The following is a 19,922-nucleotide window of genomic DNA, read 5'->3' as shown; positions in this document are numbered from 1 at the left end:
GCCGCTGCCACCGCCCAACCGGGCAAATCCAACAGCCGGGGCGAACTCAGGACTGGATAAAACTTGGGGGCAAGGTCAGGATGTGTCGGCTTCGTGACCACTGTTGCACGTTCACCCCCTCCCTCTTTGCCTCGCGACTAGCGAGCGTATTCACACGAAATCGCTTGTTCTCCTCGATCGGCTAATTGGCACAAAGTTTGAGTCTGGCAGAGCGTGCGAGACGAGAGCGAAGTGCCGGCACATCAATCGCGGGAAGAATTAACTAGTCCTTGTAACCATCTTGCCCATCAGCCCACTAAGAACACAACACTCGAGTCGGAGACTTCGTATGCCATCTACTAAGGAGTTGAAAAATAGCTCCTGGGACGATTGGCGTTGGCAGCTTGATAATAGCATCACTACGCTTGAGGCCCTAACAGATCACCTAAACCTGGCGCCAGAAGAGAAAAATGCATTTCACAAAGTAGGTAAGCGCTATGTGTTTCAAGTAACTCCATATTACTTATCGCTGATGGATCGGAACGATCCAAACGATCCAGTTCGCCTCCAGGCGCTTCCAAACGTCAAGGAGCTTACTGACATCTATCATATAGACCAACTCCCATCATTCCACCGATCAGGCGTGGAATCCGAGAACCCTCTTTGGAAGGAGGGGAAGACCGATGTGAAATGCATCGTGCACAGGTACCCCGATCGCGTTCTTTTTCATCTAACTAACTTGTGTCCCACGTATTGCAGACACTGCTCGCCTAAGGTCCACGCGAGTCAGGACTCAATCGTCAGTGATAGATCTTTGATTGACAGAGGAATTTCGTACATTGAAGCGCGGCCAGAAATTCGGGATGTCTTGTTGAGCGGAGGTGACCCTCTTACCATTGGCGACAACAAGATTGAGTACGTCGTGTCGCGTCTCAGGCAACTTCCGCATGTACAGATTATTCGTATCGGCACTCGGACTCCTGTGACACTTCCGCAGCGCATTACGCCCGAATTCTGTCAGATGATTAAGAAATATCATCCGATTTGGATCAATACTCAATTCAATCACCCCAATGAGATAACATCAGAGGCAAAACTCGCAATCGAGCGGCTGCTCAAAGCTGGGGTTCCGGTGGGCAATCAATCCGTACTATTGAAGGGAATCAACGACTCGGTCGACGTTATGAAACGGCTGGTCCACGCACTCGTTATGGCGCGCGTGCGGCCATATTATTTGTATCATGCTGACTTGGTGCGGGGAGCTGAGCACTTCAGAACATCGATCGCCGAAGGGATTCATATCATCGAAAATCTCCGCGGACACACCTCCGGATTTGCGGTGCCACAATATGTAATCTGCACGCCGCTTGGTAAGACGCCGCTCAATCCGAATTACCTGATTGGCTCGGGACCGGGGCACATCGTCCTCCGCAATTATGAGTGGCGAACTTGGAAGGATCCCGACGCTTGAGAGCCGGGTCCCAAGTGTGCTGCGCAAACCTATGCTCGTCGTAATCCCAATCAGGACCTGTCGTTACGACGATCGAAAACCGCGCAATCTCTAGGAGCGCATAATGTTTCTCAAGGCGGACGGAACTAAGGTCTGGCTGCAGAGCTCCCCAAGCCTGCCGTATTTATCGCTCGGTGGGGTGATCGAGACATCTGAGGACTATCTGGTGGTTCGATCGAGGCTGCTTCAAGTGTATAAGCGGCATCACGGCTTGGCGTGTGACGATGCATTCATTATTTGGGATGAGGATGGCGGTACTCTGCTTTTCTGCGCTCGACCCGACAAGAATTGTGCTTTGTTGCTGCTTGGAGAATTTGGCCGAAGCAGGAAGAATGGGACACCAAGCGCCATTCTTGAGGACCTGATCGATATTGTCGACACGAGCCTCAGCGGAATTGCGCGGCACAGCGGCGCGACCATTCGGCTTCAGATAGTGAAGCCCGAACTTGCGATCGGTACCGGCTGAAGGACGAATGGCGCGAGATGTTTTTGCCGACGAAGTGCGGTCGCGTTCTTAACATTCTGACGAGTCCGCGGGCCTCCGACAGGCCGAGCGCAACTTGCAGCGGTCCTGGACGACAAGCCCGCGGAGCCGACGGTGGCGGTTGCCTTACCCGGAGAAGTAACGGCCGGGCGCGGTTCCATGGCTCTCATAGTGCGTTGAAGCGAAACTAGTTTTTGGAACGACGCCGGATGCATGCCTGGAAGTATCGATCCCTTCCCCTTCTTGGAAGCCGCATAGAGATTGTGCAACCGACCCTCACCGCTACTGCGACGAACAGTGGTGTCATGACTAGCAGAGAAGGGCTACAGCGCGTTTGGTATCACGTCACTCGTTGTCGGTTCTCCGGCGCCGGCGTGATTGGCCAGCAGGGAGTTTCGTACGCTAAGCCACTTTCATTCCACCGACGATCGTCGAGTTGACGCGGATGTCGGATTTGCTGTGTGAGATCTTCTGCCCCGGCTGCGTGTCATCTGCTGCCAGCGCTAGGCTCTCGAGTGGTAGATCGACCTGACAACGTTGCGGGCTTTGGCCAGATCCTCCGCTTACGTACAGCTCGACGAAATGGTTGCGCGTGTGACAAGCCGCATCGCAGCCGACAATCTTATATCACTCTATTTGGATCGGAACGAGACGAGGGTCATGGCGAAATGAAAGTTGCTGTTCTAGGCGCCGGAGTCGTGGGTTGCGCAACGGCCTATATGCTCGCGAGGAAGGGACACGAGGTCACGGTCGTTGATCGTCGCGACAGGCCAGGAATGGAAGCAAGTTTCGCAAATGGAGGTTTGATGACGCCGAGCGACGCTAGCCCGTGGAATTCGCCGGGAACGGTGAGGCAGCTCGGCAAGATGCTCTTCGACCCCAACCCGACGTTAAAGATCAACCCAAGCGTCATACCGTCAATCGTTGGTTGGGGCCTCAGGTTTCTGGCGAACTCGACTTATGAGCGGCACAAGGCGAACATGATTTCCAACATCCGGATCGCGAGATTGAGCTTGGAGGTCTTGCGCAGTATCCGCCAAACTGCGGCTCTCGACTACGATCAAACGACACGTGGCACAATGCGGGTCTTTCCTCGCGGCGGGCGGATGTCCGAGTTCGTGCAAATGTGCCGCGAGATGCAGGGTAAGCGTAGCGCCGAGGCCCGTCGGATTGTTTGTGCGGAGTCTTGAGAGCACCATTAGAAGAGTCATCTTCAGCAAGGGTGCTCACAATGGACGACCATTCGGACGACATAAGACGACCGTTGTCGGCGCGTATCGAAGTGTATGCTGGCGCAGGTCGCAAGCGGTGGCCGGATGATTTGAAGGCACAGATCGCCGCGGAAAGCCTCGAGCCGGGGGCGGTTGTCACAGATGTCGCTCGTCGCCATGGCTGCCGGCCCCAGCAGGTGCATGACTGGCGGCGCCGGGCGCGTTTGGGCCAGTTGGTGCTGCCGGCTTCGGCGGATACGCTGTCGTTCGTGCCGGTGGTGTCGGAATCGGCGCTACCGGCGGCCGCAGAGCCTACCGGGTCGCCGGAAGCAGCCATTGTGACGGTTGAGCTCCAGGGAGCACGCGTGGAGGTGCGGGGGGCGCCTGGCCTTGCTGTGTTGAGTGATGTGTTCTTAGCGCTCCGACGGACACGTTCATGCTGACGCCGCCTGCGAGCCTTACGATTTACGTAGCGACCCAACCTGTGGACTTCAGAAAAGGTGCGGAGGGCTTGGCGCTGTTGGCGAAGGAGACGCTGGGCCATGACCCGATGAAGGGCGTGGCGGTGGTCTTCCGTGCGAAGCGCGCTGACCGCGTGAAGATCGTCGTCTGGGATGGCAGCGGCCTCGTGATGTACTGGAAGCGGCTCGATGGCAGCGGCTTCAAATGGCCTCCCATTGTTGCCGGCGTGATGCGGATGAACGCCGCGCAGTTGTCGGCGCTTCTAGCCGGCATGGATTGGACGCGCATGCACGCGCCTCGAATCCCGCAACCGAAAGCACTTGCGTAGGACACAAAATCTTCGCTGCATCCGGGCGCGAAGCATGGCAGAGTTGGGCCAATGAGTGATTTGCCTGACGAGCTGCCGAGCGATCCGGCCGAGCTGCGTGTCTTTGCCGCGGCTCTGCTGGATCGCTGCGCCAGGCTCGAGCGATTGCTCAAGCTTGCAAAAGATGCGCAGTTCGGTCGGTCCTCGGAAAAGCTGGACGCTGATCAGCTGCAGCTTGTTCTGGAGGACATCGAAGGAGCCGTCGCAGCTCTCGAAGCCGCCGAGGATCGCGCCAATCCCAGAACCTGCGAGAAGAGAACTGCCGCGCGCAGAGCCAACCGTGGTCATCTGCCGGAGCATTTGCCGCGCATCGTCGAAATCATGATGCCGGCTGCAACCTGCTGCCCGTGCTGCAAAGGTGATCTCGTCGAGATTGGTTGCAATGAGAGTCAGAGGCTCGACGTCGTTCCGGTGCAATACCGAGTGATCGTGACCCGCCGGCCCAAACTGGCCTGTCGCGCCTGTCACGGCGTCGTCCTCCAGCACGCAGCTCCCGAGCGGCTGATCAAAGGAGGATTGCCCACCGAGCGGCTGGTCGCACATGTGATCGACGCCAAGTATCATTGGCATTTGCCGCTTTACCGCCAGGCGCAGATGCTGGCGACGCACGGTATCGCCATCGACCGTTCCACGCTCGCCTTCTGGGTCGGCTATGCCGCCCAGGAATTGAAGCCCTTGTGGCTTCGTCTGCGCCAGCTTCTGCTCGCCTCTTCGAAGCTCTGTGTCGATGAGACCCCCGCACCGGTGTTGGATCCGGGTCGCGGCAGGACGAAAACCGGCTACTTCTGGGCGTTGTCACGCGATGACAGGCCCTGGGCCGGGCCTGATCCGCCTGGGGTGGTCTATGCCTATGCACCGGGCCGCGGCGCCGTTCATGGCTTGCGGCTGCTTGAGGGCTATCGCGGCATCATCCACTGCGACGGCTATCAGGCTTACAAGACCATGGCCCGAGAGACGCGTGCGGACGCCTTGTCCGGAACGCTCGCGTTCTGCTGGGCGCATCTGAGGCGCCAGTTTGTGAAGATCGAGCGCGAGGCGGCTCCCGCGCCAGCTCCGGTTGCCCGCGAGGCTCTTGAGCGCATCGCCCAGCTTTACGCGGTCGAGAAAGCGCTCCGCGGCCGATCGGATGCCGAGCGCCGTGCTGGCAGGCAGGTGCATGCGCGACCTTTGGCTACAGCCTTGAAGCAGTGGTTTGAGGCCAAGCTTGATCACCTTGCACAGAAGAGCGACACGGCGAAGGCCTTGCGTTACGCGCTGCGTCATTGGGACGGCCTGACGCTCTATCTTGATGACGGGCGCATCGAGATGGACACGAATGCTGTCGAGCGTGCGATGCGGCCGATTAAGCTCAACGCCAAGAACTCTCTTTTTGCCGGTTGCGACGAGGGCGCCGAGAATTGGGCAGTTCTGGCTTCGTTAATCGAGACCTGTAAGCTCAACGGCGTCAGTGCCGAGCACTGGCTCGCTGATGTTCTCGCCAAGCTCGTCAATGGTTGGCCTGCGGCGCGGCTGGACGAACTGCTCCCTTGGGCGTCGATCTACACGATGCATGCGCACGATCCGAGGCTGGCGGCATGAGCCTGAACACAACCGCGGTCCGGATCAAGGTGACCCTCAAGGACGTGAAGCCGGAGGTGATGCGTCGCCTTGTCGTACCGGTCACCCTGCGCCTCGATCGGCTGCATCTGACGCTTCAGGAGGCATTCGGCTGGACGAACAGTCACCTCTTCGAGTTCTTCGCTGGTGAGGTCCATTGGGGGATTCCCGACCCTGACAATGATTACGGCCACCAGCCCATGGATGCGAGCAAAGCGCGGCTTTGCGATATCGTTCGCGAGACCGGCGCCAAGACGATCCACTATCTCTATGACTTCGGTGACAGCTGGGACCATGTGATCAAGCTCGAAAAATGGTTCGAGAACACCACGACGGAGGGACTTCCGTTCCTGCTCGAGGCCGCCGGCCGCTGTCCTCCGGAAGATGTCGGCGGTGCGCCAGGCTATGCCGAATACCTCGACGCCATCAGCGACCCCTCCCATCCAGAGCACGAACAAATGCGCCTCTGGGGCCCGGAGCGGTTCGATCCCAACGTCGTCGACCGGAAGGCGCTCGAAGCCGCCGTCAACGGGTTGTCCGACACCTGGAAACCGCGGCGGCGCGCCACGCGAACAAAATAGGCGTCAAGCGCCATTCAAAAGGGCCACAGAGCTCCGCTTACGATGCAGGAATGGGGAGTCCAGTTTGAGGTCCTCGATCAGAACCAGATACTTGAGAAGGAGCCCTGCCTCGGTGCTGTTATTGACCGCTATGTCGGTGCCGTATTCTTTCCAGATGACGAAAGTGGTGATGCCCACAAGTTCACAAATGAGATCGCGAGACTGGCTGCTGAATTAGGTGTTCAGTTCTTGCTGAACACCACTATTCTGGAGATAGTCAAGGGATCTTCCTCGCGAATCTCACATCTATTGACATCACGAGGCGATGTATCTGCAGATGTGTACGTTCTTTCGCTCGGCAGTTACAGCCCAATATTGGCTCGCGCATTGGGCATCGCGTTGCCGATCATTCCCGTTAAAGGGTATTCCGTCACTGTGGCACTAAACGGGTGGAAGGGAGGACCGACACGCCCCGTTATGGATGATGGATACCACGCGATGATGGTCCCCATGGGCGATCGACTGCGGATGGGCGGTCGAGCCGAATTCGCTGGATACAATACACGTGTTGACGAAAAGGAAGGATGGCGCGTTCTGAACGACATTATGAAAATCATACCGGCCCTGAGGTCTCACATCGACGAAAATGCTGCGCTAAATTGGTCTGGCTTGCGCCCGATGACGCCTGGTGGCCCCCCTCTGATCGGACCAACGTCCTATGCGAACCTGTTGCTGAACACCGGTCACGGCCCGCTTGGATGGACCATGGCATGCGGGTCCGCAAAGCTGATTTCCGATCTGATTACGTAAGGACAAGCTTGAGTAGTTTCTTCGATCCAATTTCGTCCGTTAAGAAGCTGATCTTTGGGCTGACGGGACGCTGATGGCTGCTATGAGGGCGGTCTGGATACGAGACAAGGATGCGGCGTAAGCTCTCGCCGACGGCGAAGAGGAAGTAGTTGGCGTCGCCGTCAGCACGGTCTTTGAGATAACAGCTGCCGCGGTGACTTTCGGCGTTCGGGAGGTCCGATGATGGGCTCGATGGCGGAGCGAAGGCGCAGTTCGCGCCTGACGACGCCAAACGACGCCGTGCTTCTTGCCGGAGATGAAGATGCGACGGGAACGACGTGAACATGTGCATCGTGACTACGAGATCCAGTTCTCGATCTAGACCCGATCGGCCGAACAGTCGGTAACGTCTCGGGACGATAGATGACGTCCCGCAAGTCAGGCAGTGCCCTGGTGTGACGCACCAAAAACTACCAGGACTCCCGGCGGTTGTCTGTCACGATGGGAGCCTTCACTGCGAACTCCGAATTCGTAACGCACGGCGCCCTTTCCCGACGTGTTCTACCCCGGGGACGGAAGGAATAAAGCTTTATCTGCGCTGGCGCTACTGCGAGCGGATCCGGATGATCGGCCTAACGTGATGGCGAACGCCTCCTCCAGTGCCGCCTTACATTCGATCTTCCGTCGCTGTCGCAGATGGTTGGGAACGATAGGATAAGCAACTGCTGCTGAAGTAGCCCGAATTGTTTAGGCATTGGGGTAGTCGGGAAACCATCGTCGGCGCAGCCGTGACCCTCGCGAGAATAGGCTGCCGCAGCCTGACGCCGTGCCTTCTTGCGAGAGGTTGAGCCCTTTGATTGCGGCATGCAAGAGCTCGGCATCCGTCGAAGGGCGACGCCTTTGCCTACATCGTGGTATCAACCGTGACATGCTGAACGTCTCGGGCAATGCGTCCAGCCTTGTTCTCGGTCAAGATGGTAGTGCCTTGTTCTTGAACAACTAAATGCGGAGTTCAAGTCCAACCCTGCCGACGGCTGGAATTCCGCGATTATCGACACGCAGCTATAGACAGGTGGATGACTCGACCTACCCCTAACCAGTCCTACCGAGTTGAAGTTGATCTCACAAAGACTGATACGTCGAATGCAGCCTATGCTGGGATACTACCTTGGACATCTGACGTGCGATCTCAACTGTGATCGGGCTGAGTTTAGCCTCTACTCTCTTAGGCGTCCAATTGGCAGTCGAAGCTGCGATGTTAACAGCAGCTACAACTTTGTTGTTGTAACCAAACACCGGCGCGGCCGTCGAGATGTCGCCAGGCATCGCTTCCTGATCGGTTATGGCGAAGCCCTTTCGGCGCACTCTCTCCAATTGTTTGAGAATTTTTTGCCGATTGGCGGGGATCGTGCGCAGAATTTTGTTGGTTGAGGCGGGCTCAAGGTTCGCCAGGATCGCGCGCCCTGGGGCCGTGGCAAACGCAGGAAAGCGCGTGCCGATCGGTACGTAGGAACTCATCACGCTTTTGCCGGGAACACGAGAGATAAATATAATGTCGGAACCATCGAGCTCTGTCAGATTGACCGTCTCCTGCGAACGTCTGTTGGCCTCGAGCAGGTAGGGAAAAGTTGCTTCGACTATGGGATTGCTGTGTACGTGGGCATTTCCAATATCCAAAGCCCTCGCTGACAGCGAATATTGGCGTGTCGTTTCGCTCTGGATAAGGTATCTGAGCGCCCGCAACGTGTAGAGCACCCGCTGGGTTGCACTCTTGTTCAACCCAGATGCTTCCGAGACTTCCGCGAGTGTCATCGGCCGAGGATTGGCACAGAAGGCAGCGAGGATCAGTAGCCCCTTCTCGAGGGTTCCGAGATAAAGCCGTTCGTCAACGTCGGCCTTCGCGAATGAAGCAGGCAAGTTGAGCCCAGTCCTGCTCTTGTTCTTGATGTCGAACATCATCACTATCAATCCTTACAGGATTGTGACCCGCACATTGCTATTCAATGCGAATGTAGAGTCCCGCTGCCGATCCAAGTGGGCTCTGCGCCAGGGGCCATCCCCCGACGGGCTCAAGATCGGCCGGCCGTTGAGCTGCGAACCCGCATGTCGATGCGCCGACGCTTGAGGACGTAGGGGCCTCCGTTATCGAGTCCCCTTGAGCCCACGCGGCGATGATCGCTGGCATCGTCTATGACACCGAAGGACAACCCGATTACCGACGCCCGTCAACTACCAAGACCAGTAGGTGGCTCGGATCCCGGACGTATGCCAATGAGTTCATAGAGAAGCAAGTTACCTGCCCTGTAGAGCTCAGACATGAAAAATCGAGCACGATGCGCAGCCGCCAATCACAGGCGGCGACATTAGCGTTGATGCGGCGCTCAAATATCCAGTCGAGAGAGCGACGATGTATGTTGTCAATGCGAACGGCGCTTGTATTCCCGGCATCGGGATCGGCACTTGGCAACTGCTGGGGCGCTCCTGCGCGCGCATTGTCGAGGAAGCGCTCGAAATCGGGTATCGCCATATCGACACCGCCCAATCCTATGAGAACGAGTCCGAAGTCGGCGAAGCCCTGCATGCTTCCGGCGTAAAGCGCGAAGAGGTGTTCCTGACTACCAAGGTCAACAGCATCTATTTCGCGCTGGGCGATTTGGAACGCTCGGCCGAAGAGAGCTTAGTGCGACTGCGGCAACCCTACGTCGATCTGCTGTTATTGCATCGCCCCAACCCTTCCATTCCGCTCGCGGAAACGCTTGGTGCGCTCGCCCATGCCAAGCGGCGCGGACTGACCCGGCATATCGGAGTATCCAATTTCAATGCCGGCTTGGTCGAGGAGGCGGTCAAAATTTGTCCCGAGCCACTAGTCTGCAATCAGGTTGAATATCACCCTTATCTCGATCAGCCGACGTTGAAGGCTGCCTGCAACCAAGCAGGCCTCGCGGTCGTGGCCTACAGCCCCATTGCCATGGGCAAGATCAATAGTGACGAAACGCTACAGCAGATCGGGCGCTTGTATCGCAAGACTCCGGCTCAGGTTTCTCTGCGCTGGTTAGTGCAACAGGGCGCCGTAGTGATCCCTCGGACTTCCCGTCCCGAACGGCTAGCGGAGAACATCAATATTTTGGATTTCCAGCTCACAGATGCTGAAATGGACCGGATCTATCAACTGGGCAGCCCTGAGGGTCGCATCCACAGGGGGTCGTTCGTCTGAAACTGAAATGATCGCGATTATCCAGCTTCTAATCGGTCCGGTTCGGAATCAACGACGGACCGCATCCGGCAAAACGGTGTAGAGCTAGTGGTTGGTGCGACGCTTAATGGTGCCCGATCTCATCCAACGCACGACCTTCGAATGCGCGACGCTTGCGCGCGATCACCACCGAAACCGAAAAATCTTACGGCGATAGGCACTATGTGACCGCTTCCTTCGACAGCATCGACCGGGACCGTTGCCCAAGCTGTCGTAAACATACAGTTCCTAGATCTTGCACTATATTGCGCGCTGGTCGAAGGCGCTGGCGATGCCACATGACGGCATTCTCGGGCAGTGGAAAGATGGTATGCCACAGGGAGCTATCAGCCTTCTCCCGGCGACCTATTCCTGCACTAGGCATTCGATCCAGTACCTCCTCATGCAGCTACGAAGTTAAATCCGACCGTCGCCTGACCGCCAGCGCTCTGAAACGAGGAAGCCATCTGACGCGAACGTCGATTTCGAAGCCTCTCAAATAGCGTAGGTGCGACGGCAAGCCAAAAAACGCAACGATAGCCGACTGAAGAGGAGCCGACATGAACCGAGGCGCACCTGCCGACCAGCAAGCGAGAGCCGCCGACCTTGATATCCGATCGAAGGCGATACGTCGGAGAATACTGGAGGTGCTCGCCGCGAGACAAGTTGCCGGGCATGTCGGTCCGTCATTCTCAATCGTTGAAATTCTTCTTGTGCTGTACGACGAATTTGTCCGACTTCCACAAGATCCGGCGGAAATGGATGACCGCGACCGCTTCATTCTTAGCAAAGGGAACGGCTGCCTCGCGCTCTACGCCGTGCTTGAGGACAAGGGTCTCATTTCACCGCAGATACTCAATCAGTTTGGTTCGGTTGGCTGCGAACTTGGCCTTCTTCCGGAGCAAAATGTCCTGTACGGCATCGAGGCCACCACAGGGGCGCTGGGTCATGGGCTGCCGATAGCCGTCGGTATGGCGCTAGCGGCGCGAATAACCGAGAGGCACTTTCACGTCTATGTTCTGGTCGGCGATGGAGAACTAAATGAGGGTGCGAACTGGGAGGCGGCGTTCCACGCTGTGAAGCACGGGCTGTCCAACCTTACCGTATTGGTTGATCGAAACGGCCAACAGCGCAATGGGCCAGCAGAGAACGTCCTGCCCATGCCATTCATGCCGGCACTGTGGCGTGAAATTGGTTTTGACGTTCGTCATGTCCCGGGGCACGACCGTCGCGCTATTCGGGAGGCACTGCGGTTTCCATTGTCTGCTCAGCGTCCAAGAGTAGTCATCTGTGAGACGGTAAAAGGAAAAGGACTGGGAGAGTTCGAAGGAAGTGGCGACTGGCATTATAGACGAGTACCGTCGATCAGCGCAGTCCCGTCTTTATTGTGAATGTCGTTTTTCAAGGTCGACTCGAGAGGTAGATCATGCGTGGGACATACCGCAAAACGCTCCAGCAATTGGCGACAAGCGATATGCGGATTGTGGCGGTTGGGTGCGATCTAACCTACAATAGCATGAGCGAATTCAGGGCCGCTTTTCCGAATTGTTCTTTTATGGAGGGTATCGCAGAGCAATATGTGGTTGGTATGGCAGCTGGGCTTGCAGGAGGCGGTTTGATTCCCTACGTCGAGCTTGTTGCGGCGTTCGGCACGAGAAGAGCATTCAAGCAGCTCTTTGTTGACATAGGTCTGCAGCGACTTCCGGTGCGAATCGTCGGAACTGGAGGGGGTTAAGCTGTACCGAGTTTGGTCCGACCCACACGGCGCTCGATGAGCTCGCTCTCTTACGTCAAGTTCCGAATATGGCAATACTCGCACCACGATCCAATCGCGAGTTACGGCATCTGCTATCATCCACGATCGAGTGGGATGGGCCACTATATATCCGTCTAGGTGGTGAAACCGCTGAAGATGACCGGCGCCCATTGGGAGAGTTAGGGCGTGCATGTCGGCTGCGAGATGGCAAAGGAGCTTTGATTGTATCGACGGGAATCGTGAGTTCGACCATATTCGACATCGAGGAAATGTTGGCTAAAGATGGACTTGATCCAGAGGTGCTTCACTTTCCAACGCTCAGTCCATTTGATTCCGAGGCTCTTTGCGAGGCCGCCAGACGGGCCGCCTGTATCGTCGTTGTCGAGGAGCACAATCGTGATGGCGGACTAGGGAGTATAGTCCTCGAGACTCTGGCCGATGCGAGGATCTTACGGTTCACGACCAGGATCGGTACCAGGTTTGACCCGAAGTTGAACTACGGCACCTATCACGAGGCCACCGTCAACTTTGGCCTTCGTGGGGCGGCTCTAGCTGACGCAATCTTGGCCGCTTGCAGTTAGGTCGCCGCCGCGCCTTTGGATTCATGGTATGCTGATTGGTCGTGTCGATGAGTAAGAGTCACACTCGCGCTACGCAGCAATAGGAGTTCTAGCAAAGTTCATGGGTTCTGCGTCCGCATGAGACTCAGTTACTTGCGCACTACGACGAGCTTCATGATAGGCCGCCGATGCAAGAAAATGACCAAACGTGACGACGGCTACGGCTCTGTCCGATCCAGAGTGGCGACTGCGCTGGCTTCCGAGAAGCTTCGGATCGTGGAGGTCTGGTCCCTGGACCAGGGTTGTTGAGGGTACTCGGCGACATATGTTCATCGCAATCTGCTCACTCAACTATCCAGTAAGTGGATCATCCTGGGTCCCGAAGGCTTCACCGCATGGACTTCTCGACTTGCCAGTGCTCCTCGTGCGGACTCCATCCTCTCGGGAGTTGTCCTCTGCAAGCCCTGGAGTGGTTCGGCGACCCGCCTGGATCCGGAGGCATGATTGATGGTGTCCGCACAAGCGGCACTCTACCTACGAGATACCCGCACTACATTCCGTGTCGAGCGAGCTGCATGGACCCGAACTCCGCCTCGACATAGGGATACCATGGGTGGCCGCCAACTGTGCTCAACAAAGACTTGCAGAACGCAGGCGTAAGCTTGCCGCGGTGGATCACGACGCTTTCGTGCCCTGTCGAAGCTCGAGCGTTCTGCCAGAGGCGATTGTAGCCGCGCTGTTCATTGGACTTCACGTGGCAAGCGGCGAACTCGGCGTCATCCAGCGTCGCCAACTGCCACGCTTGTACCGGCCGCTTCGTATGGATATGCATCCACACCGGACTCGGCACTGCACCATTGCCCAGTGCCTTAGGCTGCAGCTTGATCTCGAACAGCGTCCCTGGCTCGCCCTTCAACGCGCGCGGTGGATCCGCGGGCGCCAACTCCTCGGCCGCCCGCAGATATTCAAGATATTTCTGCGACGGAAAGGCGTAGGCCTTCATGCAATCCATACTGATCGTGGCCTTTCGCGCCTTCAAAGCATTTGCTTGCCCCTGCACCTCGGATAGCATTCCCTGGAGCCGTACAATTTTGTTGTGCACGTCACGCACTTGCGCAGGCGTGAGTAGGCCGCGTCGACGGGGTTCCTCCAGCGCGGCTACACAGGCCTCAATCTCGGCGGCCTGTATCTGCAGGCGCTCGACGACAGTGTCCACGACGTGGTCGGCGTCCTCGGGTTTCATTTGGCGCGCTTGAGAGACGGACCTTTGCTGGCCGGCCAGATCGAATTGCAAAAGTTCGTCCAGTCGCTTGAGTGAGGACGTCAGGGTCTCCATCGACGGCGGCGCCTGCCAGATCGCCAAGTGCCCTCTCGCCGACGACGCCTTCGCATGTGCCTCCTCCGGGCTCACGAGTTTCTTCGTGCCCAGATCCGAGAGCACGATAACCTTGGCTGTTGGCGCCGCTCCGGCGCCGGGCCCAGTGAGCTGCGGCTCGGGCCGCCCGGCCGCTGAACTCCCCTCGCCTGCGGCCGGCGTGCGCTTTCCTTTCCCTTTCCTGCGCGCTGCAGTGCCTTCACCCACGACAGCCCTGACGGTAGTATTGGCCGGTATTGCGGCCCCAGCCTCGGCCGGCTGTTCAACCATGGCCGGCGTCTTCGGCTGCACTGTCAAGAGGCGCATGACTTCGTCCGCAGTGACCCAGGCGCCTTCGACGGCCTGGTCCAACAGTTCCAAAGGGAGGTCGGCACCAGCTTCGACATTCCTTAGCTTGGCAACGATGCTGTGCAACCCCGACGCAAATTCCGAAAGCCGCTCCATAACTCCTTCCAGAACGGCGGAGTGCTCTGCGTCGAGTGCCCGTCCGTCGCCGTTCAGAACAGCGTCGGCCGCCGAAACGAATGCGGGAAAGACATCTTCGATGAAGGTCCCAAGCAGGCGTACCCGCCCGTTCTCACCCATGAGGATTTCGCTCAAGGCTGGTTCGAATGTGCTCGCCTGCGGTTCAATCATGACGTTCGCGAGAGCGACCCGCGATTGCAGATACATGCACTTCGTATACGACGCCCATCCGGTGTGCAGCCTTAGTGCGGCTTCTCCGGCCTCCCGCATCTCGGGCGTTGCGCTTGGCAAGTTGGAGGTGGCCGCGCAGACAGATTGCATCCGCTCCGAGCGCAATGCTTTCTTTCCCCACCACTCCATGGAGGCCAAGTAGCGTTTCGCCACGGCGGAAACGGCGCGGCTCAGCTGGTCGCGCGGAGCGTTGGATTGGCGCATCCGGTCGAGCACGGCTGTCGCACTCTTCCTGCTCTGCTCCAAGTCATAGATAGTCTGGGTAGCCAATTCGTTGCATTCGTCCGCCGCCTCGAGCGTCTCGTCGCGGAGTCGGCGAGCCTGATCGTCGGGCAGAATGCGACGCGCCAAAGCTTGAGGCAAGCTTGCGTAGTAGTCGAGAACTGTCGAACCTGCCTTGACGACTTGATCGATCAGCTCTTGCGCCTCGGATGAATTCTGCGCTCGCTTGGCCACATTACGAGAAGCATCAAGGTCCTCAAGGAGGCGCCCCAGCTTTCGCTTCGCTGCCCTGATATCGTCGCCCCTTGGAGCTACCGTACCCGAAGCTGGCGGCTGGCTGGCGTGCGGCGCCGCCCTATCTTGGGGCCCAGAGCGCATCCGCTTCAAGACGGAGTCGAAAAATTGGCTGCCTTCCCTAGGGGGAAGAGCGGATTCCGAGCGCGAACTGCTTAATCCCCCCGCGCTGTCCGCGCCTGCAGCCCCAACGTGCGATTTGCCAGAGCGATCAATGCCCGTCATATTTCTTTCCAGCTCCGATACAGTCGAGAATGCGCAGCCAATCTCGATAGACCGCCTGGCTGACGATTGGCTGACGAAGGGCGTTCTCCGGCTACGTCTCTGGTTTCATTGATCATTTTGAAGTAGGCGAGCGGCATTCTGCCCGATATCGAATAGTCCGACGCGGGACCACTGTTGGCCAGTGTCTGACCAAGCGTTATTTCAGTGTCGCTAACGCCTGCGCCGACGTCGCTGTTGCTATGGCGATCCCGAGAAGCTTATATCTTCGGATAATTGGGACCATTGTGCCCCCTTGGTCACTCGGAGGGTACTATTCGCACGTGTTGCGTCTGTCCCGTCAAAGCGTCGCAAAGGATAAAAAAGGAAACACAGCAACAGCCGCGCCCCGACCGCGAGTGGCCGGCTGATCGCTGTTCTGACTTGATCTTGAAAGACGCCCTTATGCCATGGAACCGCGCCGTCTGACGGCCTCAGCTTGCCGCTTACGCAGCACGCTTCCAGCTTGCGGAATCAAAGCAAGCCGGGCCGGTCGTGACCGCAGACCTACCGATCGAAACTGTCAGCTCGGGTATCTTGCCGCGCCTCGCATGCTGCGCTCGTACTAGCCCGCCCCGCAAAGCCGGCCGGCTTCCGCCTCGAACATTGCGTTCAACGTCTCTTCCATCGTCCCGCGACCATCTCGCCAAGATGATCCCTGATCCGGGCTTCGTCGATCTGGATCATCCGACCATCGGCATTTCGTCGCTCATTGCTTTCTCCTTCGCTCTATGAAGAAGCTGTCATTTCGGAAGGTGCTGCACGTTATCACAACGCACGGAAATGATGCCTCATTGCGCCGCGCGGTACATCGGCCATTGGACTTGCTCGCGGGGGCGCGTCGCTGAGGACCCTATGTGTAATTCACCAAATGCATGAAAACCAAAACGCGTTCGCTGGTTCAACGATAGAACCATGAACGCAGCGCGCCGATCTGCGAAGGCTGGCTGCAGGTTGGTACTCGTGTTCGACACAGATCGGATCGCTAGCCCAAAAGTGCGGCATCGCGCGCTAGCATTCGAGACGGCACAACAATTGACACGACTACCAAAACAGGTGGGTGCGTATTGCGTAGTGTCGCGCTAGGCCACAGCATGTAGGAACAAGCCGTCACGATTCATCGAAATTACTCGAATTGAGCCGAAGAGGCGGCATGAACGATTCTCACCTATTCGCGCGGGCAACCTTCCGTCGGCCCAAACTGCGCATAGTATAAGCAGAGCAAGATATGTGCGGCATCTGTGGATGGGTTGATTTCGAACGTGATTTGGGCGCTCCCGTCGCGCGACGGGAGCTTGCCGACATGACGGCCTCAATGGCTAGCCGCGGTCCCGACGACGAGGGAACGTGGATAGACGGAATCGTAGCGCTCGGGCATAGGCGCCTAGCGATCATCGACGTCGACGGCGGTCGCCAGCCGATGACGCTCCAGGAGGACGGCCGACCCGCGTTGGTTCTTGTTTATACCGGAGAGACCTACAATTACGGCGAGCTGCGCCGACGACTCGCCACCCTGGGCCATCGATTTGACACGAGCAGTGACACTGAGGTGGTGCTGCACGCCCACCGTGAGTGGGGCCGCCGAGACCCGCGCGCCGCCGTGAACGAACTCAACGGGATGTTCGCCTACGCACTTTGGGACACTGCAACCCGCGAACTGCTTCTCGTGCGAGACCGGCTCNGTCAAGCCGCTTTACTACTATCCCACTAAGCACGGAGTGTTGTTCGGCTCCGAGCCGAAGGCGATTCTCGCCAATGGTCTTGCAGAACGGGCCATGGATGCCGACGGGCTTCGTCGCACGCTATGCTCGCTTGCTGATCCCGGCAGCACCGTATTCTGCGGCATGCGTGAGGTACGGCCCGGCCACATCGCACGAGTGACCCGCGACGGCATCCAGCAGATAGCCTATTGGCAGCTCACCGACAGCGGGCACACCCACGACGTGCCAACCACCGTTCGTCGCGTCCGCGAGCTGCTCGAGGACACGATCCAGCGGCAGCTCATCGCCGACGTGCCGCTGTGCACGCTCTTGTCTGGCGGGCTTGACTCTTCCGCGCTAACGGCACTGGCCGCGCGTTTCAGCGACAAACGAGTCCGGTCCTTCGCCCTCGACTTCGTCGACTATACCAACAATTTCACCCCGGGCCCAATGTGCGGCACACCCGACGGGCCGTATGTCCAGGAGGTCGCGAAGTTCGTCGGTACAGACCACACGGACATCACTCTGTCTGCGGACGAGCTCATGGACCAGAGCGTGCGGGCCGCCACCCTCCGAGCCCGCGACCTGCCCTCGACCAGCGGCGACATCGATAGCTCGCAATATCTGCTGTTTCGTGCAATCCGGCAACACTCGACGGTTGCCCTGTCCGGGGAGTCGGCCGACGAGATTTTCGGCGGTTACCCGGAGTTCCACGATCCGGCACACGTTCAGGCCGACACATTTCCTTGGTACGGCAGCAGGGCGTACGTCAACAATACCAGCCAGCAGTACCTAGACCCCGGGCTCATCGAGAAGCTCGACCTCCCCGGCTACCTCGACGGGCAGTACCGCATGGCACTTGCGGAAGTCCCCCGCTTGACCGGACCGGCCTCGGCCGACTCACACGAACGCCGCATGCGCGAGGTCTGCTACCTTTATCTCACGCGCCACCTGCCATGGCTGCTCGACCGCAAGGACCGGATGAGCATGGCGTCGGGTCTCGAGGTGCGGGTCCCATACTGCGACCACCGCGTCGTTGAATACGTGTTCGGCACCCCATGGGCCCACAAGACTTTCGACGGGCGCGAGAAGAGTCTGCTGCGGGCCGCCACCGCAGACCTGCTGCCGGAATCGGTGGTACGGCGAGTCAAGAGCGCATATCCGACCATCCAGGATCCGACCTACGACCGAAATTTATTCACTCGGTTCGCTACGCTGCTGAACGACCGCAATGCGGCAGTGGCACCACTGCTGTCGGTCGAAAGCTCCCGCGCGCTACTCAACGCGAGCAGGAACGTCAGGGGGGTGGAGCGTATCCTGGCTCTCCAGGACTTCCTGAGTCGTCCGTGAAGAATGCAGATCGGGGCTAGGAAACAAGCGAAACTGGTCTTGATGTAGTATTCGATTTTGCAGGAAAGCTGGTAGTTGGACCTCGCTTTCTTGCGTTTTGGGATTTTGCTTTTGAGTGATTCGTGATTCCCTGAGGGTGTCGTCGACATTGGGGAATGCGATGAGCAAACCGCGGGACGATCGCCAGAAGGACCTGCTGCTTCCGGCGCTCGATAAGATCATCGACATGAGCCATCCGCTGGTGCGGTTGGCAGCGCTGATCGACTGGAATATGCTGAACGATCGCTTCAGTTCAGTGTGCCAAGCGGGGTCGGGACAGCCTGGCCTTCCGACGCGGCTTGTCGCCGGCCTGTTCATCTTGAAGCACATGCACAACCTGTCGGATGAGGTGTTGTGCGCCCGCTGGATCGAGAACCCTTATTACCAATACTTCTGCGGCGAATTGAGCTTCCGCCACCGTCTGCCGTTCGATCGATCGTCGATGACGCGCTGGCGGCAGCGGCTCGGAGAGGAACAGCTCGTCGCGCTGATCCAGGAAAGTCTGTCGGTGGCGCACAAGACTGGCGCCATTGGCCCCAAAGACCTAGAGCGGGTGGTCGTCGATACGACGGTTCAGCCCAAGGCGGTTGCGCATCCGACCGATGCGCGGCTGATCCATCGAGCAATCATCAAGCTCGTCGGGCTCGCCAAGCGCAACCGTTTGCCGCTGCGCCAGAGCTATCTGCGCCTGGCTAAGCGTGCCGCCATCATGGTCGGCCGCTATACCCACGCGCACCAGTTCAAACGCGCCAGGCGCCAGCTCAAGTTCCTGCGGACACGGCTTGGCCGGATCATCCGCGACATCCGCCGCAAGATTGATGGCCACACGGTGCTGGAAGCTCGCTTCGGCCCGCTGCTCGGTTTAGCGCAGCAGATACGCAGCCAGGATCAGCATCAGCGTGGTCCAAAGGTCTATGCGTTACACGCCCCGGAGGTCGAGTGCATCGGCAAGGGTAAAGCCCGCGCGCCTTACGAGTTCGGCTGCAAAGTCAGTATCGCCACCCCCGCGACGTCTCCAAAGGGCGGACAGTTCGTGCTCCACGCCAAGGCCCTGCACGGCAATCCCTTCGACGGGCACACGCTCGGCCCTGTGATCACCGACATGGAGAAGCTCACCGGCGTGGAGACGCGCCGCATCCACGTCGACAAAGGGTATCGCGGCCACAACCACCCGCATCGGTTCAGGGTCTGGATCTCGGGGCAGGTCCGCCGCGTCACGGCTTCCATCCGTCGCGAGATGAAGCGTCGCGCGGCAGTCGAGCCGGTCATCGGCCACGTCAAGGCCGAGCACCGCATGGACCGGAATTATCTCAAGGGACGCCTCGGCGACCGCATCAACGCTGTTCTCGCCGCTGCAGGTTACAACTTCGGCCTGCTCCTGCGATGGCTCGCACAACTCTTGCGTATCTTCATCCGAGCCTTCATCGAGACCGACCCCGCTCAAAAAATCGCTTGAGCCTCGTTCTTCACGGACGACTC

At 58.4% G+C, this 19,922-nt stretch carries 15 protein-coding genes and 3 pseudogenes; 16 read left to right on the top strand and 2 right to left on the bottom strand.

The genetic code is table 11. The annotated features are described in order from the left end of the window. Positions 1-328 precede the first annotated feature (328 nt). From AOQ71_RS44030 to AOQ71_RS29850, 8 genes are all read left to right on the top strand, one after another. Complete coding sequence (locus AOQ71_RS44030; RefSeq protein ID WP_083514591.1) at positions 329-1,450, top strand: KamA family radical SAM protein; 1,122 nt, start codon at positions 329-331, stop codon at positions 1,448-1,450. A 103-nt stretch (positions 1,451-1,553) separates the two neighbouring features. Next, positions 1,554-1,955, top strand: a complete 402-nt coding sequence (locus AOQ71_RS29880; RefSeq protein ID WP_057754485.1) for a class II glutamine amidotransferase domain-containing protein — start codon at positions 1,554-1,556, stop codon at positions 1,953-1,955. Between the two features lie 479 nt (positions 1,956-2,434). Next, complete coding sequence (locus tag AOQ71_RS29875; protein WP_347336719.1) at positions 2,435-3,163, top strand: FAD-dependent oxidoreductase; 729 nt, start codon at positions 2,435-2,437, stop codon at positions 3,161-3,163. A 41-nt stretch (positions 3,164-3,204) separates the two neighbouring features. Beyond that, positions 3,205-3,627 (top strand): IS66-like element accessory protein TnpA, encoded by a 423-nt coding sequence (gene tnpA, locus AOQ71_RS29870; protein ID WP_057754483.1) that lies wholly within the window; start codon positions 3,205-3,207, stop codon positions 3,625-3,627. Next, positions 3,621-3,974, top strand: coding sequence for an IS66 family insertion sequence element accessory protein TnpB (tnpB, locus tag AOQ71_RS29865; protein ID WP_057754480.1), 354 nt, complete (start codon positions 3,621-3,623; stop codon positions 3,972-3,974). The genes tnpA and tnpB overlap by 7 nt, the downstream gene beginning before the upstream one ends. Positions 3,975-4,025: 51 nt before the next feature. Next, positions 4,026-5,591 (top strand): IS66 family transposase, encoded by a 1,566-nt coding sequence (tnpC, locus tag AOQ71_RS29860; RefSeq protein WP_057754476.1) that lies wholly within the window; start codon positions 4,026-4,028, stop codon positions 5,589-5,591. Then, a complete protein-coding gene (locus AOQ71_RS29855; RefSeq protein ID WP_057754473.1) occupies positions 5,588-6,190 on the top strand; it encodes a plasmid pRiA4b ORF-3 family protein in 603 nt (200 codons plus the stop codon). The genes tnpC and AOQ71_RS29855 overlap by 4 nt, the downstream gene beginning before the upstream one ends. Before the next feature lie 42 nt (positions 6,191-6,232). Further along, complete coding sequence (locus AOQ71_RS29850) at positions 6,233-6,979, top strand: FAD-dependent oxidoreductase (protein ID WP_083514590.1); 747 nt, start codon at positions 6,233-6,235, stop codon at positions 6,977-6,979. A gap of 1,101 nt (positions 6,980-8,080) precedes the next feature. On the opposite strand, the gene AOQ71_RS29845 is transcribed toward AOQ71_RS29850, so the two are convergent. Further along, complete coding sequence (locus tag AOQ71_RS29845) at positions 8,081-8,917, bottom strand: IclR family transcriptional regulator (RefSeq protein ID WP_245317247.1); 837 nt, start codon at positions 8,915-8,917, stop codon at positions 8,081-8,083. A gap of 448 nt (positions 8,918-9,365) precedes the next feature. Here AOQ71_RS29845 and AOQ71_RS29840 point away from each other — a divergent pair, with 448 nt between their 5' ends. The 5 genes and pseudogenes from AOQ71_RS29840 (at position 9,366) to AOQ71_RS50430 (ending at position 12,527) form a co-directional block, all read left to right on the top strand. Continuing rightward, complete coding sequence (locus AOQ71_RS29840; protein WP_057754470.1) at positions 9,366-10,172, top strand: aldo/keto reductase; 807 nt, start codon at positions 9,366-9,368, stop codon at positions 10,170-10,172. A 578-nt stretch (positions 10,173-10,750) separates the two neighbouring features. Further along, positions 10,751-11,581, top strand: a complete 831-nt coding sequence (locus AOQ71_RS29835; RefSeq protein ID WP_057754467.1) for a transketolase — start codon at positions 10,751-10,753, stop codon at positions 11,579-11,581. 35 nt (positions 11,582-11,616) lie between these two features. Further along, complete coding sequence (locus tag AOQ71_RS50440) at positions 11,617-11,925, top strand: transketolase family protein (protein WP_057754464.1); 309 nt, start codon at positions 11,617-11,619, stop codon at positions 11,923-11,925. A gap of 14 nt (positions 11,926-11,939) precedes the next feature. Beyond that, positions 11,940-12,071: pseudogene (locus AOQ71_RS50435) on the top strand (hypothetical protein); the annotation flags it as partial. A gap of 45 nt (positions 12,072-12,116) precedes the next feature. After that, the gene (locus AOQ71_RS50430; RefSeq protein ID WP_430648661.1) at positions 12,117-12,527 is read left to right on the top strand and encodes a transketolase C-terminal domain-containing protein; all 411 of its coding nucleotides are present in this window, start codon (positions 12,117-12,119) and stop codon (positions 12,525-12,527) included. 529 nt (positions 12,528-13,056) lie between these two features. Here the strand turns inward: AOQ71_RS50430 and AOQ71_RS29820 are convergent. Next, positions 13,057-15,318 (bottom strand): hypothetical protein, encoded by a 2,262-nt coding sequence (locus tag AOQ71_RS29820; RefSeq protein WP_057754458.1) that lies wholly within the window; start codon positions 15,316-15,318, stop codon positions 13,057-13,059. A 1,264-nt stretch (positions 15,319-16,582) separates the two neighbouring features. Here AOQ71_RS29820 and AOQ71_RS50425 point away from each other — a divergent pair. The 3 genes and pseudogenes from AOQ71_RS50425 to AOQ71_RS29810 form a co-directional block, all read left to right on the top strand. Further along, a pseudogene (locus AOQ71_RS50425) lies at positions 16,583-17,035 on the top strand (asparagine synthase (glutamine-hydrolyzing)); the annotation flags it as partial. A 1-nt stretch (position 17,036) separates the two neighbouring features. Beyond that, positions 17,037-18,404: pseudogene (locus AOQ71_RS29815) on the top strand (asparagine synthetase B family protein); the annotation flags it as partial. Positions 18,405-18,564: 160 nt separating this feature from the next. After that, positions 18,565-19,899 (top strand): IS5 family transposase, encoded by a 1,335-nt coding sequence (locus AOQ71_RS29810; protein ID WP_057743291.1) that lies wholly within the window; start codon positions 18,565-18,567, stop codon positions 19,897-19,899. Positions 19,900-19,922 lie beyond the last annotated feature (23 nt).

The organism is Bradyrhizobium manausense (genome assembly GCF_001440035.1).
In the GTDB taxonomy this organism is placed as follows: Bacteria; Pseudomonadota; Alphaproteobacteria; order Rhizobiales; family Xanthobacteraceae; genus Bradyrhizobium; species Bradyrhizobium manausense.
This window is presented reverse-complemented; position numbering and strand designations above follow the sequence as displayed.